Below are 15,342 nucleotides of genomic sequence, written 5' to 3'. Positions count from 1 at the left end.
ACCCTTCGTCGTTGCACCCTGCGCGGCTGCCATGCCGCGATAGCGCACCATGGCCGAGCCCGCTTTCCTCAGGCCTTCGCCTGCGGCGTAGGCAGAGGAAGCGCGAATCTTGGGCACTCGGATAGCCGGAAAGGAACAAACGGGAGCAAAAGGCATTCCCATTCGTGTGATCGTAGAAAACCGAACGCGGAGTCCGATGTTCCAAAGCGTCGGCAAAGCGAAAAAGAGGATTGGAGAACGCATCGTGAAGAAGCTCGGACTTTCCCTCGCCGCGGCTGGCTTGCTCGCGCTGGGCGCCTGCTCTGACAATAGCAGCAGCACGTCCACGCCGCCGGCGAGCACCACCCCGCCGGCCGCCAGCGGAACGAGCACCACGCCTCCCGCGAGCACCGGAACGACCACCGGCGGCGCGATGGCGCCTTCCGGCGGCGCAACGGGCACGACCGGCACTGGCACCGGCACCGCTCCGGCACCGTAAGTTCACGCGGCAGTCAATGTCGCCTTCATGGAGCGCCCGGCGGTTTCGCCGGGCGTTTCGCGTTCAGACCGGGCGTCGAACCGATGGCGCCGCTCCTCGAGCACATGCTATCTGCCGGCCATGACAGACGCGACCGAAGACAGCCAGGGCTCGCGCGCCCTCGACCTCATCGAGGAGGGCCGTCAGCTCGGCATCATCGAGCGGATCGGCATTCTTCTGCGGGCGCTTTCCGCGCGCGGGCGCGAAAGCATCGAAGCGATGGTGGAAAGCGTCCATGCGCTTTTCAGCGGTGACCGCGAGACGCGGCGGCGCGTCGCCTTTTCCGTCGCGATGATCGCCCTTTCCGCCAAGATGGCGAAAGCCGACGGCGTGGTCGCAGCCTCCGAGGTCGCGGCATTCCAACGGATCTTCGAAATCCCGCCGGAAGAGTTGCGCAACGTCTTCCGCCTCTACGACCTCGCCAAACAGGACACGGCCGGCTTCGAAAGCTACGCCTCGCGCATCACCACGCTCTGCTCGGAAGGGCAGGAGCACTGCCAGCTTCTTTTCGACGTTCTCGACGGCTTGTTCCACATCGCGAAAGCCGATGGCGTGGTGCATGAGCGCGAGCGCGCCTTTCTCCAGCGCGTCGCCGAGGTGTTTCACCTGACGGAGGGCGAATATGCGGCGATCGAGAACCGGCACGTCGCGCATGGCGAAGCAGGTGATTATGCGATTCTCGGCGTATCGCCCTCGGACAGTCTCCCGCAAATCCGTGCGCGATATCTCGAACTCGTGCGAGAGAACCATCCCGACCGCTTGGCGGCCCGCGGCGTTCCCGCCGAGTTCCTGGCGATCGGCACCGAACGGATGAAGGCGATCAACGCTGCCTATGAAAGCGTCGCCAAGGCCCGCGCCGCATGACGCCAGACAGCCCCCTCGTCGACGAGGTTCTCCCGTCCCCCAACTTCGACGAGCGTCAGGTTTCCGCGCCGGACATCCTGATGCTGCATTATACCGGTATGGAGGATGGGCAGAAGGCCGCGAAATGGCTGGCCATGCCGGTATCCAAGGTTTCCTGCCATTATCTGGTCCACGAGGATGGGCGCGTGGTGCAGCTCGTTCGCGAGGCATCCCGCGCGTGGCATGCGGGCGCTGGAAAGTGGCAGGGGCGGGAGGATGTCAATTCGCGCTCGATCGGCATTGAGATCGTCAATCCCGGCCATGAATTCGGCTATCGCGCTTTTCCCGAGGCGCAGATCGAGCGCCTGATCGAACTCTGCCGCGACGTACTTTCGCGTTGGCCGATCGAGCCTCGTAACGTGCTCGCCCATTCCGACACCGCACCGTCGCGCAAGCAGGACCCGGGCGAGCTTTTTCCCTGGCACCGGCTTCATGCGGCAGGCATCGGCCACCTTGTCCCCGCCGAGCCGATCGGAGGCGGACGCTTCATCGCGCTCGGCGATGAAGGTGCGCCGGTTGCCGCCTTTCAGGAACTGCTGGCGCTCTACGGCTACGGGATCGAGATCAACGGCCGCTTCGACGAGGCCACACGTTTCGCGACACTCGCTTTCCAGCGCCATTTCCGCCCGGAGCGCGTGGATGGCGTCGCCGATGTCTCGACCGTCGCCACGCTTCATCGGCTCCTGAGCGCGCTTCCCGCCCAGACCGCTTGAGTGGAACTCAGCCTTGGCGGCGCTGGGTGAGGGCGACGCCGCCGAGAATCAGAAGAACGCCGAGCGCGCTCATCCAGATGTGACCCGGCTTGTCGCGCAGGAGATCGAAGGCGACGCCCGAGACCATTTGCCCCGCGATCACCAGAAGCGCCGTGTTGAGCGCGCCGATGCGGGCAATCACCCAGCTTCCGCCCGCGACGAAGACCACGCCGACCGGACCGCCGAGATAGGCCTGCCAAGGCGCATTCGCCGCGCCGGGCGGCAGGAGCCCGCCGATCACCAGACCGAGCAGGGTGAGGCCCGCGAAGCCCACCGCATGGTTCCAGAAGGACGAGATCATCGGCGAAGTCGCGACGCTCAAGCGGCCGTTCAACTGCCGGCTGAGGCCGACGAGAACGCCGCCGAGAATGGCGAGAAGGATCGCAGTACTCATGCCGCGCCGCGCCCGGCGAAGATGATGAGGGCGCTGCCCGCGAGGATGCAGGCGAGGGCGGCGAAGTCTCGCGATGTCGGGCGTCGAACGGGGAGGCCGAACAAACCCCAGCGATCCGCCGCGAGGCTGAAGGACACCTGGCCGGCAAGACCGAGTGCGAGGGTTCCCGACAGCGCGAGCGGCGTGTTCACCGCCGTCGCGGTGGCGATAACTGTCGCGGCGCCCGACAGCCCACCGAGATAAGCCCAGAAGGGAGCCCTCGCGCCGCGGCCGGCAGATGACGTTCCTCGCAAGCCGACGGCGAGAAAGAGAAGCGCCGCGACCATCCCGACGCCGTGGGCGACGAAGGACGCGAAGAGGGCTCCGCCATGAAAGGCGAGTTCACCGTTGAGGTGGACCATCAGGGTCAGAAGGCAGCCGGTGGCGAAGGCGGCAAGGAGATGATGCGGCTTCGCGCGTCGCGCGGGGGAAGAAGTCATGGAGGGTCCGACTCGGGGGATCGTCTGGCCGGACCAGACCTTTTTGCACCGTTCCGCGCAATCGGCTTGATCCAAGAGTGCTTGACTTCCGCGCCCAGACCAAGCACCTGACGCGCGCCAGCCGGCTGGGCGGCCGCTCCCGTCATATGCCGAAAGGCGGCGGGGGAGGAAAGTCCGGGCTCCACGGAGAAACGGTGCCGGGTAACGCCCGGCGGGGGCGACCCCAGGGAAAGTGCCACAGAAAACAGACCGCCTCGTCGCCGAACGGTTCGCCGTTCGAGAAGGGGTCAGGGTGAAACGGTGGGGTAAGAGCCCACCGCGCGACCGGCAACGGAAGCGGCACGGCAAACCCCACCGGGAGCAAGACCGAATAGGGACGACGCGGTGGCTTCTGCTGCCAGCCCTTCTCCGGGCCGGTCGTCCGGGTGGGTTGCTTGAGGCGGCGCGCAAGCGCCGTCCCAGAGGAATGGTCGCCGAGCGGCTTCGCGCCGCAGACAGAACCCGGCTTACAGGCCGGCTGGCTTTTTTCCCGATCGGGTGCCACGAAATCGTTGGCACCCTCCCGATGTAACTAAAAGTTGCATTCCTGCGCTGTCGTTGCAAGTTCGTTGGCCTGCGGAAGCCCTTGTTCGCAAGTGCGAATTCGGCCTCATCCTTTTACAGATCGAGGACGCCAGATCGCGGCGACAAGCGGCCGACCTTGCGCGGAGATTGTGTCTAGTTCTCCGGTTTAGACTTTTTAACTCGCTGTTAAGGTTGATGTTTTATTTCGATGGTCGTGAGTCCGCCACGGTCGGCGGGGAGGCGATCCCATTGACGCCCATATGCGCCCATGTTAACCCAAAAGCAGAGTTTCCTGGCCCGTTTCGGCCGTTTCTCAATGTTTTCAATTGCAACTTCGACTTGATCGTCGGTTGCGAAGCTTCGCGCTTCGCAGCGGCTTCGCGTCGTCGTGCCGGGGGTCGGTGCGATGTCGCGGGAAGGCTGTGCCTTCCGAAGTCGACCGAAGGGGTGATCGCGGCGTCGCATGGATCGATTTCTTTCAAATTCGATCCTCGGCATCGATTCGAAGGGCAGGGTCTCCATCCCGTCGACCTTTCGCCAGGTCCTGGCCGCGAAGGGCTTCCGGGAGTTCTATGCCATGCAGTCCTTGGGCGAGCCCGCGATCGACGTCGGCGGGGCGGATCTTCTCGAGCGCTACGAAACGCGCATGGCGGCGGAAGACCCGTTCGGGGAAACCTATTCGGATATGTCGCTCTTCGCCTATGGCGACGGAGCCTTTCTGAAGGTCGATCCGGAAGGGCGGATCACGGTCAACGATTTCATCCGTGCCCATACGGGCATCACGGATCGCGTGGCCTTTGTCGGCCGCAATCTTTTCTTTCAGTTGTGGGAGCCTTCGCGCTTCGAGGAGCATCGCGCCAAGGCGCGGGCGCGGCTCGTGGCGATGCGCAAGGACCCCTCCGTTCGGGCGGCATCGGAATGATGGGAGATCACGGCACGGCTGAGGCCGCGACCGTTGGCGGACCGGTCTCCCATGTTCCGGTGCTGCTCGGCGAAGTTCTGGAGGCGCTGCGCCCGAAGGCCGGCGAAACGGTGATCGACGGCACGTTCGGCGCCGGCGGCTACACACGCGCCATTCTCGGGCGCGGCGCGGACGTGTTCGCCATCGACCGCGACCCGAGCGCCTTCGCGACGGCGAGCCGCATGGCCTCGGTCTTCGAAGGGCGGATGCGCGCCGTTCATGCCCGCTTCGGCGACATGGACGAGGTCCTGGACGGCGAGAAGGTCGACGGCGTCGTGCTGGATGTCGGCGTTTCCTCCATGCAGATCGATCAGGCCGAGCGTGGTTTCTCCTTCGCCAAGGACGGGCCGCTGGACATGCGGATGTCGGGCGAAGGGCCGAGCGCCGCCGATGTGGTGAACCGCCTGAAGTCCGGCGATCTGGCGCGGATCTTCAATTTTCTCGGTGAGGAACGTCATGCGGGCCGCGCGGCGCGTGCCATCGAGGCGCGGCGGGCCGAGCGCCCGTTCGAGCGCACGCTCGATCTCGCCGAAGTCGTCGGGCGCGCCGTGGGGCGCTCTCCCACCGACCGTATCGATCCCGCGACTCGCGTCTTTCAGGCACTCCGCATCTATGTGAACGACGAACTCGGCGAACTGGCGCGCGCGCTTGTGGCGGCAGAGCGGGTGTTGAAACCCGAAGGGCGTCTCGTGGTCGTGTCCTTTCATTCGCTGGAGGACCGGATCGTGAAGCGCTTCCTACGCGATCGTTCCGAAATGGCCTCCACCTCGCGCCATCTGCCCGATGCGCCCGCCCGGCCGCTCACCTTCGAATCCCGCAACAAGGCCATCGCCGCCGGCGACGCGGAAACTTCCGCGAACCCGCGCGCCCGGTCGGCCAAGCTGCGCTTCGGCCGTCGGACGGGCGCGCCGATGCGCGTTGGTCCCGACGCGCTCGACTTCGCCGCCCTTCCCACGATCGCCCACCTTTCGACTGCCGGAGCCTGAGCGATGCTGAAGACGATCGACACGATCCTGATCGCCCTCATGATCTCGGCGGCGGCCTGGACCTTCAAGGTCAAGTACGAGGCCGAAACCACCGAGTCGCAGGTCGCCGCCATCGAGCGCAAGGCGCAGCTCGAACGCGAGACCATCGCGCTTCTGGAAGCCGACTGGAGCCTTCTCAACCAGCCCGACCGGCTGCAGCGTCTGGCGCAGGCCTTCAAGGGCGACCTCGCGCTGGAGCCGGTGCTGCCGCAGCAGATCGCCGAGCCGAACGAGATTCCGGAAAAGCAGCCCGAGCCGGTCGAGGCGGATGCCGGGCGCAAGGACGCCGCGAAGACGAAGGTGCGCTGACATGAAGCTCCCGAAACTCGGCCCGCTTCCGCTTCTCGGCCGCTTTCGCGCCGGCGCCGCGCGCGCCAAGGCGCCGGAAGCCGCGCTCCGCGCTCTGCCCGGCACGAAGAACCGCAGCCGCTTCAAGATCGCCATCGCCGCCTTCTGCTGCATCTACGGCGTGATCGGCGGGCGGCTGGTTTGGCTCGGCGTGGTGCCCAACGACGGCGACGCCTATCACGGTTTCGCGCAGGTCGTCGCCGATCGGCCGGACCTCGTGGACCGCAACGGCGAGGTGCTGGCGACCGACATCAAGACGGCCTCGCTCTTCGCCGAGCCCCGCCGCATTCTGGACGCCGACGAGGCGACCGAGCTTCTGACCGGCGTTCTGCCCGACCTCAACCCGCGCCAGCTTCACACCAAGCTCGCCAGCGGCGCGGGCTTTGTCTGGCTGAAGCGCGAACTGACCCCGAAGCAGCAGCAGGAAATCTTCCAGCTCGGCATTCCGGGCATCGGCTTCCGAACCGAAAAGCGCCGCTTCTATCCCGGCGGTCCGACGGCGTCGCACATCATCGGCGCGGTGAATGTCGACAACCAGGGCATCGCCGGCATGGAGAAGTATGTCGACGACGAGGGCCTGCGCGACATCCAGAACCTCGGCCTCGCCGGCACGAGCGACCTCCAGCCGGTCAAGCTTTCCATCGACCTGCGCGTCCAGCACATCGTGCGCGACGAACTCGCCGCCGCCATGGTGCGCTACAAGGCGATCGCGGCGGGCGGCGTCATCATCGACGTCGACACGGGCGAAATCCTCGCGATGGCCTCGCTGCCGGACTACAATCCGAACGAGCCGGCCGAAGCCTTGAAGAAGGAGAACATGAACCGCATGTCGGCGGGCGTGTTCGAAATGGGCTCGACCTTCAAGAGCTTCACCACGGCGATGGCGCTGGATTCCGGCAAGGTGACGCTGAACACCGTTCTGCCGACGAGCCCGTTCCGGGTGTCGGGCTTCACCATAAAGGAATTTCACTCCAAGGGCCGCCCGTTGAGCGTGCCTGAGATCTTCCAGTATTCCTCCAACGTCGGTTCGGCGCATGAGGCCGATATCGTCGGGCTCGAAGGGCATCAGTCCTTCCTGGCGCGGCTCGGTCTCCTGTCGCGCATGAAGACGGAGTTGCCGGAGATCGCGACGCCGACCCAGCCGAAGATCTGGAAGAAGATCAATTCCATGACGATCTCCTATGGCCACGGCGTCGCCACGACCCCGCTCCAGACGGCGGTCGCGGCGGTGGCTTTGATGAACGGCGGCTACCTCATTCCGCCGACCTTCCTGCCGCGCACCAAGGAAGAAGCCGACAAGATCAAGAAGCAGGTCGTGTCGAAGCGCGTCAGCGACGAGATGCGCTACCTCTACGATCTCAACGGCGAGCGCGGCTCCGGCCGCTCGGCGCAGGTCAGCGGCTATCGCGTCGGCGGCAAGACGGGCACGGCCGAAAAGGTCGTGAACGGGCGCTATAGCGGCAACAAGAAGTTCAACGCCTATCTTTCCGCCTTCCCGATCGACGCACCGCGCTACGTCGTGCTCGTCGTCGTGGACGAGCCGCAGGTCGAGGAAGGCAAGTACAACGCGCAGGCCGCGGCCAACGCGGCCCCGACGGCCGGCGCCATCATCCGCCGCGCGGCGGCGCTTTTGAAAGTGAAGCCGGTCTTCAAAGAACAAGGAAATTCCTTGCTCGTGTCCTACTGAGCGGTCAGAACGACGCGCAAGAGCCGGCGATCTTTGCCGGCTTCTCCACGAGGGGCGGGGGCCGCTGATGAAGATTCTCGAACTGGCGCAAGGTCTTGCGAGCGGTGGCGAGGGACGTGAAGAAACGGTGACGGGGCTTGCCTCGGACTCCCGGGCCGTGAAACCCGGCCATGTCTTCGCCGCCTTGCCGGGCACCAGAGCGGATGGCTCGGCCTTCGTTCTCGACGCCGAGCGCAACGGCGCGGTGGCGGTTCTCGCCGGCTCAAACCAACGGGTCGAGACCGCTTTGCCTATTCTCGTTTCCGACGACGTGCGGCGCAGCCTCGCCTTGATGGCGGCGCGTTTCTACGGACGCCAGCCGGGAACCGTCGCGGCGGTCACCGGCACGGCGGGCAAGACCTCCATCGCCGCGTTCACCCGCCAGATCTGGACCGCCGCCAACGAGAAGGCGGCGTCGATCGGCACGGTCGGCGTGGTTTCGCCGACGCGCAACGAATACGGCTCGCTGACGACGCCCGACCCCATCGCGTTGGCCAGGCTTCTGACCGAACTCGCGGAGGAAGGCGTCAGCCATGTCGCGATGGAAGCGTCGAGCCATGGTCTCGAACAGCGCCGCCTCGACGGGGTGCAGCTTTCCGCCGCCGCCTTCATCAATCTCGGCCGCGACCATCTCGACTACCATCCTGACATGGAGAGCTATTTCGCGGCCAAGATGCGCCTTTTCGATACGCTTCTGCCGAAGGGTGCGCCGGCCGTGATCTTCGCCGACCACGCTTGGTCTGACCGCGCCACGGCCATCGCCCTTCACGGCGGTTCCGATCTCCTGACGGTCGGGCGCAAGGGCACGTTTCTGTCGTTGAAGCGGCTGGAGCACGAGCGCGAGCGCCAGATCGCCGAAATCGACCACCGAGGCCGGATCTATCGCGTCGTGCTGCCGCTCGCCGGCGAGTTCCAGATGGCGAACGCTCTGGTGGCGGCGGGTCTCGCCATCGCGACCGGCGTCGATCCCGATATCGCGCTCCATGCCTTGGAAGGCCTCAAGGGTGCGCCCGGACGGCTCGATCTCGCCGGAACCACGGGGACCGGCGTGCCCGTTTTCGTGGACTATGCCCACAAGCCCGAAGCGCTGGAAAACGTCCTGACGGCCGTTCGGCCCTTCACCACCGGCCGCGTCATCACCGTTTTCGGTTGCGGCGGCGACCGCGACCGGGGCAAGCGCCCGATCATGGGCGAGATTGCGGCGCGGCTGTCTGACATCGTGATCGTCACCGACGACAATCCGCGCTCCGAACCGCCGGAATCCATCCGCTCGGCGATCATGGCCGCCGCGCCTTCGGCCACCGAGATCGGCGACCGTCGCCTCGCCATCCGCACCGCTGTCAATGAAGCGCGGTCGGGCGATACGGTGATCGTTGCCGGCAAGGGGCACGAGAACGGCCAGATGGTCGCCGGCGTCACCCATCCATTCAGCGACCACGACGAGGTGCGGGCCGCCATCGCGGAGGTTCACCCATGACTGCCTGGCTTTGGGAAATGGACGCGCTCGTCGCGGCGCTCGACGGACGCGCGCACGGCACGATGCCGGAGGGCGTGACCGGCCTTTCCATCGACACGCGCTCGCTTCAGCCGGGCGATGCTTATTTCGCCATCAAGGGCGACCGCTTCGACGGCCATAGCTTCCTGACCGCCGCCGGTGCGGCGGGCGCCTCCGTCCTGGTGGTGGCGAAACGCAGGCTTCCCGCCCTCGGCAAGCTGCAGACGCCCTTCATCGTGGTGGAGGACGTTCTGGCCTCGCTCGGGCGTCTCGCCTCCGCCGCGCGCGCCCGGTCCAAGGCGCAGATCGTCGCCGTGACGGGAAGCGTCGGCAAGACCACGACGAAAGATGCTCTGCGCCACGCCCTGAACGCTTCGGGTCCAGTTCACGCCTCGGCCGCGTCCTTCAACAATCATTGGGGCGTGCCGCTGAGCTTGGCCCGAATGCCGGCGGATACGCGCTTCGGCGTGTTCGAGATCGGCATGAACCATCCGAACGAGATCCGGCCGCTCGTGAAGCTGGTGCGCCCGCATGTCGGCATCGTCACGCTGATCGCGCCGGCCCATCTCGGACACTTCGCCAGCCTCGACGAAATCGCCGCCGCCAAGGGCGAAATCTTCGAGGGTGTGGTGGAAGGCGGAACGGCGCTCCTCAACGCAGACGACCCGTTCGCCCCCGCGCTGGCGGAGATGGCGACGAAGGCCGGCGTCAACCAGATCAAGAGGTTCGGCGAAGCGGCTGAAGCGGATTATCGGCTTGTCGATTTCCACCCCGTGCAGGACGGAGCCCGTATGCGGGCGGCGATCGCCGGCGAGGTGGTGGATGTCGGGATGGCCTCGCCCGGCCGCCATCTGGCGCAGAACCTCACCGCCGTTCTCGGCTGCGCGTCGCTTTTCGGGGCGAGCATTCCGGCCACCGCCGCCGCTCTGTCGAGCTGGCGGGCGGGCAAGGGTCGCGGCGAACGCCACCGGTTGACGCTCCCCGGCGGAGGCGGTCATTTCGACCTTCTGGACGAAAGCTACAACGCCAATCCGGCCTCCATGCGCGCCGCCATCTCGCTTCTGGCCGCGACGCTTCCGGGCGAAGGCGGCCGGCGCATCGCGATCCTGGGCGATATGTTCGAACTCGGCGACGAGAGCCGCGATCTTCACGCCGCGATCGCCGAACCGCTGATCGCCGCGCAGGTCGACCGCGTGTTCATGCTCGGCGAAGCCATGAAAGCGCTGGACGACGCGCTGGATGGACGCCTCGCCTGCGAGTGGCACGAATCGGCGGGAGAGCTTGAAGCAAGCCTTTTGGGTCAGGTTCGCGCTGGCGACGTCCTGATGGTCAAGGCGTCGAATGGAATGGGATTGTCGAAGATCGTGGAACGCCTCGTTGCCGCCGCCCGACCGGAGCCGGCTTTGCCAGCCCCCGGACTTGAGCCGAAGCGGGAGGCCTGACCCTTGCTCTCATTCCTCGCCGCGCTCGCGGGCGACGTGCCTGCCTTCAACGTGTTTCGCTACATCACCTTCCGAACCGGAAGCGCGATGATCACCTCCTTCATCACCGTCTTCCTGTTTGGACCGGCGGTGATCGCGGCCTTACGCGTGCGCCAGGGGCGTGGTCAGCCGATCCGCGCGGACGGCCCGCAGACCCACTTCAAGAAGGCCGGAACGCCCACGATGGGTGGGCTGATGATTCTGACGGGGCTTCTCGTCTCGATCCTGCTTTGGGCAGAACTGACCAATCTCTATGTCTGGGCCGTGCTTCTCGTCACCGTCGGCTTCGGCGCCATCGGCTTCTATGACGATTACCTGAAGGTTACGAAGCAGAGCCATCTCGGCTTTTCGGGCAAGGCGCGCCTCGCGCTGGAATTCGTCATCGCCGCCGCTGCCGCTGCGCTGATCGTCTATGCCGGCACGGGCACGTTCGCGACCTCGCTCGCCTTCCCATTCGTGAAATCCTTCCTGCTCGACCTCGGCCTTTTCTACATCGCCGTCGCCGCCTTCGTGATGGTCGGCGCGGGCAATGCGGTGAACCTGACGGATGGTCTCGACGGTCTCGCCATCGTGCCGATCATGATCGCGGCCTCCGCCTTCGGTCTCATCGCCTATCTCGCCGGCAACGTGAACTTCGCGAACTACCTGCAGATCCACTACGTCGTCGGCACCGGCGAACTCGCCGTGGTTTGCGGCGCGGTGATCGGGGCGGGGCTCGGCTTCCTTTGGTTCAACGCGCCGCCGGCCGCCATCTTCATGGGCGACACGGGGTCGCTCGCGCTCGGAGGAATGGTCGGCACCATCGCGGTGGCCACCAAGCACGAACTGGTGCTGGCCATCATCGGCGGCTTGTTCGTGATCGAGGCGCTGTCGGTGATCATTCAGGTGGCAAGCTTCAAGCTGACCGGCAAGCGCGTGTTCCTGATGGCGCCGATCCACCACCATTTCGAAAAGCTCGGCTGGACGGAAAGCCAAGTCGTGGTCCGTTTCTGGATCATCGCCTTCATCCTCGCGTTCGTCGGCCTGTCGACGCTGAAGCTCAGATGATCCCGGTTCGCTCGCTCGAAGGGCGTCGCGTCGCCCTGTTCGGTCTCGGCGGCTCCGGCCGTGCGACGGCCGAGGCGCTGGTCGCCGGCGGTGCTCTCGTCACCGCGTGGGACGACAACCCGGCGAGCGTCGAAGCGGCGCGGAACGCCGGTATCCCGACGGGCGATCTGAGGGCCTTCGATTGGAACGGGGCGGCAGCGCTCGTTTTATCTCCAGGCGTGCCTCTGACGCATCCCAAGCCCCACTGGACCGCCGAACTGGCCCATGCGGCGGGTGTCGAGGTCATCGGCGACGTAGAGCTCTTCGGCCGCGAGCGTCGAGCGATGGCTCCCGACAGTGCCTTCATTGCCATAACCGGCACCAACGGCAAGTCCACCACAACGGCTCTGATCGCCCATTGCCTGAAGGCGAGCGGGCGCAACACGCAGCTCGGCGGAAACATCGGAACGGCGGTGCTGACGCTCGGGTCTCCGGCGCGCGAGCGCTTCTACGTGGTGGAATGCTCGTCCTATCAGATCGATCTCGCCCCGACGATCGAGCCCTCCGTCGCGATTCTCCTGAACCTCACACCCGACCATCTGGATCGCCACGGATCGATGGAGAACTACGCGACCGTGAAGGCGCGGCTCCTCGCTCATGCCGGCATGGCGGTGGTGGGCATCGACGACGATCACTGCCGCGCCATCGCCGACGATCTTCTAGCCAAAGGCCGACGGACCTTGCGGATTTCGGCGCGCGAGAAGGCCGACGTGTTCTTCGACGGAGGCGAGGTCGTTTCCCGCATCGACGGCTTGAAGGCTCGTTTCGATCTCTCCGACATCGGCTCGCTGCGCGGTCGGCACAACGGGCAGAATGCTTCCGCCGCCGTCGCTGCGCTTTCCGCGAGCGGGTTGTCGGAAGACGAAATCCGCAACGGGTTGAAGACGTTCCCCGGTCTCGCTCACCGCATGGAAGAAGTCGGGCGGCGGGGCAGGGTGCTCTTCGTCAACGACTCCAAGGCGACCAACGCCGAAGCCGCCGCGCCTGCGCTGTCGGCTTTCGAACGCATCCACTGGATCGCCGGCGGATTGCCGAAGACCGGTGGAATCGAAGCGCTGCAACCGCTTTTCGGGCGGGTCGCCAAGGCTTATCTGATCGGCGAGGCGGCGCCCGCTTTTGCCGCGACGCTCGGTGACGAGGTGCCCTTCGAGATCGCCGGCACGCTGGATGCCGCGATCGCGCGCGCCGCAGCGGATGCGGCCGCGACAGGGCAGGACGAGGTGGTGCTCCTGTCGCCGGCCTGCGCCTCCTTCGATCAGTTCCGCAATTTCGAGGTCCGGGGCGATGCCTTTCGGGCCGAAGTCGGCCGGTTGCCCGGCATCGCACTCATTCCGAGGGGTTGAAGCATGTCGTCCGGGCGCGCCGAAAAAGGCATGATCGCGGACTGGTGGCGTTCGATCGACCGCTGGTTCCTGGCCGCCTTCATCTGCCTGATGGTGGGCGGATTCGTTCTGTCCTTCGCGGCGAGCCCCCCGGTGGCCGAGAAGATCGGCCTTGAGCCCTTCCACTTCGTCAAGCGCCACGCGCTCTTCCTGCTGCCGTCGATGATGGTGATGCTCGGCGTGTCGATGCTGAGCCCGCGCGGCATCCGGCGCATGTCGATCCTGCTTCTCGGCGGCTCCATGTTCCTGATGATCGTGGCGCTGTTCTTCGGCATGGAAGTGAAGGGCGCGCGGCGCTGGGTGGAGTTCGGTCCGCTGACGATCCAACCCTCCGAGTTCATGAAGCCCGCCTTCGTGGTGATCTGCGCCTGGCTCTTCGCAGAGCGCGCGCGCAAGAAGGAGATTCCGGGCAACCTCTTCGCCATCGTGCTTCTCGGCATGGTCTGCGCGCTTCTGGTGGCGCAGCCCGATCTCGGTCAGACCATCCTGACCGCCGGCACTTGGGGCGGCCTGTTCTTCATGGCCGGACTTCCCTGGCTCTGGATCGTGGTGCTCGGCGGCATCGGCGTCACCGGATTCTGCATGGCCTATTTCGTGTTCCCGCACGTCGCCTCGCGTATCGACCGCTTCACCACCGGCGAGGGCGATACGTTCCAGGTCGACACGGCGCGCGAGGCGATCCTGCGCGGCGGCTGGCTTGGCCAGGGACCGGGCGAAGGCACGGTGAAGCGCATCCTGCCCGACAGCCACACCGACTTCGCGTTCTCGGTGATCGCGGAAGAGTTCGGCATCGTCACATGCATGGCCTTGGCGCTGATCTTCTGCTTCATCGTGGTGCGCGGGCTCCAAGTCGCGCTCGCCCAGCGCGACAACTTCACCCGTCTGGCGATCTCGGGCCTCGTGCTCCTGTTCGGCCTCCAGTCGATCATCAACATGGCGGTGAACCTTCACCTGATGCCGGCCAAGGGCATGACACTGCCCTTTATCTCCTATGGCGGCTCGTCCATGATGGCGATCGCGATCTCGGCCGGCTTCATTCTGGCGTTGACCCGTCGCAAGCCGCAGAACGAGTCGCGCACCGACGAACTCCTGGCGCGCACCGCCGCGCTCTACGGGGTCTGAGTTCCATGGCCGCCCCGATCCTTTTGTCCGCCGGCGGCACCGGCGGACATCTTTTCCCCGCCGAGGCGCTGGCCCACGAGCTGAGGGCGCGCGGGCACGACGTGCATCTGGCAACCGACGAGCGCGCCAGCCGCTATGCCGAACGCTTCCCGGTATCGGCGGTCCATACGATCCCTTCCGCGACCTTCGGCTCGAAACATCCGGTGAAGCTCGGCTGCTCCTTGTGGAAGCTGTGGAGCGGCTTTCGGCTGGCCGGCAAGCTGATGCGCGAAATTCGGCCTTCAGTCGTGGTCGGCTTTGGTGGCTATCCGACGCTGCCGCCGATGCTGGCGGCGGTGCGCGCCGGGCGTCCAACGCTTATCCACGAGCAGAACGCCGTGATGGGCCGCGCGAACCGGTTTCTCGCGCCTCGCGTCACGGCCATCGCGGCCGGCATTCCACAGAACGGCGCTGCGCCCGACATCGCGGCCAAGATGACCGTGACGGGCAATCCGGTTCGTCCTCCGGTCTTGGAAGCGGCCGGCATTCCGTATCGCACCAGCCGCGAGGGCGAAGCGTTCCACCTCGTGGTCTTCGGCGGCAGCCAGGGCGCGCAGTTCTTTTCGGACGTGATGCCCGAAGTGGTGAAGCGCCTGCCGGAGGAACTGCGCCATCGTCTCGTCGTGACGCAGCAGGCGCGGCCCGAACAGGAAGCGGCGGTTCGCGACTTCTATAAAGGTCAGGGCATCCAGGCGGAGGTCTCGCCCTTCTTCGGCGACATGGCGGCGCGCATCGGCGCGGCGCAACTCGTGGTCAGCCGTTCCGGTGCATCCACGGTGTCCGAGGTGGCGGTGATCGGGCGTCCCGCGATCCTCGTGCCTTACCCTTACGCGCTCGACCACGATCAGGCGGCCAATGCGGCGCGCATCGAGGCGGCGGGCGGCGCCGTGGTCGCGCGGCAATCCGAGCTTTCGCCGGATCGTCTGGCCAAGCTCATCCTCGATCTTGCGAACGAACCCGAACGGGCGAAGGCCATGGCCATGGCGGCGCGATCGACCGGCATTCCCGATGCCGCGCGGTTGCTTGCCGACCTCGTTGAGTCTATGGCCGCCCGATCGTTCTAACGAC

At 66.1% G+C, this 15,342-nt stretch carries 15 protein-coding genes and 1 other RNA gene; 14 read left to right on the top strand and 2 right to left on the bottom strand.

The window, feature by feature from the left end; all coding sequences use genetic code 11:
• Positions 1-196: 196 nt before the first annotated feature.
• The 3 genes from F9929_RS07555 (at position 197) to F9929_RS07545 (ending at position 2,133) form a co-directional block, all read left to right on the top strand.
• Positions 197-478, top strand: a complete 282-nt coding sequence (locus tag F9929_RS07555) for a hypothetical protein (RefSeq protein WP_152045949.1) — start codon at positions 197-199, stop codon at positions 476-478.
• Positions 479-598: 120 nt separating this feature from the next.
• On the top strand, positions 599-1,381 hold the full coding sequence (locus F9929_RS07550; RefSeq protein ID WP_152045948.1) for a J domain-containing protein: 783 nt from the start codon (positions 599-601) through the stop codon (positions 1,379-1,381).
• Positions 1,378-2,133, top strand: coding sequence for a peptidoglycan recognition protein family protein (locus F9929_RS07545; protein ID WP_152045947.1), 756 nt, complete (start codon positions 1,378-1,380; stop codon positions 2,131-2,133). The genes F9929_RS07550 and F9929_RS07545 overlap by 4 nt, the downstream gene beginning before the upstream one ends.
• 7 nt (positions 2,134-2,140) lie before the next feature.
• Here F9929_RS07545 and F9929_RS07540 read toward each other — a convergent pair whose 3' ends face one another.
• A complete protein-coding gene (locus tag F9929_RS07540) occupies positions 2,141-2,566 on the bottom strand; it encodes a DMT family transporter (RefSeq protein WP_152045946.1) in 426 nt (141 codons plus the stop codon).
• On the bottom strand, positions 2,563-3,045 hold the full coding sequence (locus tag F9929_RS07535) for a DMT family transporter (protein ID WP_152045945.1): 483 nt from the start codon (positions 3,043-3,045) through the stop codon (positions 2,563-2,565). Before F9929_RS07535 ends, F9929_RS07540 begins: the two co-directional genes overlap by 4 nt.
• Positions 3,046-3,162: 117 nt before the next feature.
• Between F9929_RS07535 and rnpB the strand changes: the two genes are divergently transcribed.
• The 11 genes from rnpB (at position 3,163) to murG (ending at position 15,338) form a co-directional block, all read left to right on the top strand.
• An RNA gene (gene rnpB / locus F9929_RS07530) (RNase P RNA component class A) lies at positions 3,163-3,570 on the top strand.
• 502 nt (positions 3,571-4,072) lie between these two features.
• Positions 4,073-4,531, top strand: a complete 459-nt coding sequence (mraZ, locus tag F9929_RS07525) for a division/cell wall cluster transcriptional repressor MraZ (RefSeq protein WP_152045944.1) — start codon at positions 4,073-4,075, stop codon at positions 4,529-4,531.
• On the top strand, positions 4,528-5,556 hold the full coding sequence (gene rsmH / locus F9929_RS07520; protein ID WP_152045943.1) for a 16S rRNA (cytosine(1402)-N(4))-methyltransferase RsmH: 1,029 nt from the start codon (positions 4,528-4,530) through the stop codon (positions 5,554-5,556). The genes mraZ and rsmH overlap by 4 nt, the downstream gene beginning before the upstream one ends.
• 3 nt (positions 5,557-5,559) lie before the next feature.
• Positions 5,560-5,904, top strand: coding sequence for a cell division protein FtsL (gene ftsL, locus F9929_RS07515; RefSeq protein ID WP_152045942.1), 345 nt, complete (start codon positions 5,560-5,562; stop codon positions 5,902-5,904).
• Between the two features lies 1 nt (position 5,905).
• The gene (locus tag F9929_RS07510) at positions 5,906-7,630 is read left to right on the top strand and encodes a peptidoglycan D,D-transpeptidase FtsI family protein (protein WP_152045941.1); all 1,725 of its coding nucleotides are present in this window, start codon (positions 5,906-5,908) and stop codon (positions 7,628-7,630) included.
• Positions 7,631-7,697: 67 nt separating this feature from the next.
• Complete coding sequence (locus F9929_RS07505) at positions 7,698-9,146, top strand: UDP-N-acetylmuramoyl-L-alanyl-D-glutamate--2,6-diaminopimelate ligase (protein WP_152045940.1); 1,449 nt, start codon at positions 7,698-7,700, stop codon at positions 9,144-9,146.
• A complete protein-coding gene (locus tag F9929_RS07500) occupies positions 9,143-10,606 on the top strand; it encodes a UDP-N-acetylmuramoylalanyl-D-glutamyl-2,6-diaminopimelate--D-alanyl-D-alanine ligase (RefSeq protein ID WP_152045939.1) in 1,464 nt (487 codons plus the stop codon). The genes F9929_RS07505 and F9929_RS07500 overlap by 4 nt, the downstream gene beginning before the upstream one ends.
• A gap of 3 nt (positions 10,607-10,609) precedes the next feature.
• On the top strand, positions 10,610-11,692 hold the full coding sequence (gene mraY, locus F9929_RS07495; protein WP_152045938.1) for a phospho-N-acetylmuramoyl-pentapeptide-transferase: 1,083 nt from the start codon (positions 10,610-10,612) through the stop codon (positions 11,690-11,692).
• Entirely contained in the window at positions 11,689-13,074 is a 1,386-nt protein-coding gene (murD, locus tag F9929_RS07490; RefSeq protein ID WP_152045937.1) for a UDP-N-acetylmuramoyl-L-alanine--D-glutamate ligase, read from the top strand. The genes mraY and murD overlap by 4 nt, the downstream gene beginning before the upstream one ends.
• 3 nt (positions 13,075-13,077) lie before the next feature.
• Positions 13,078-14,235 carry a putative lipid II flippase FtsW gene (gene ftsW, locus F9929_RS07485; protein ID WP_152045936.1) on the top strand — a complete coding sequence of 386 codons (1,158 nt, stop codon included), beginning with the start codon at positions 13,078-13,080 and terminating at the stop codon, positions 14,233-14,235.
• 5 nt (positions 14,236-14,240) lie between these two features.
• Complete coding sequence (gene murG, locus F9929_RS07480) at positions 14,241-15,338, top strand: undecaprenyldiphospho-muramoylpentapeptide beta-N-acetylglucosaminyltransferase (RefSeq protein ID WP_152045935.1); 1,098 nt, start codon at positions 14,241-14,243, stop codon at positions 15,336-15,338.
• The last annotated feature ends 4 nt before the right edge of the window (positions 15,339-15,342 follow it).

This window comes from Aureimonas psammosilenae (assembly GCF_009176975.1).
GTDB classification, from domain to species: Bacteria; Pseudomonadota; Alphaproteobacteria; order Rhizobiales; family Rhizobiaceae; genus Plantimonas; species Plantimonas psammosilenae.
This window is presented reverse-complemented; position numbering and strand designations above follow the sequence as displayed.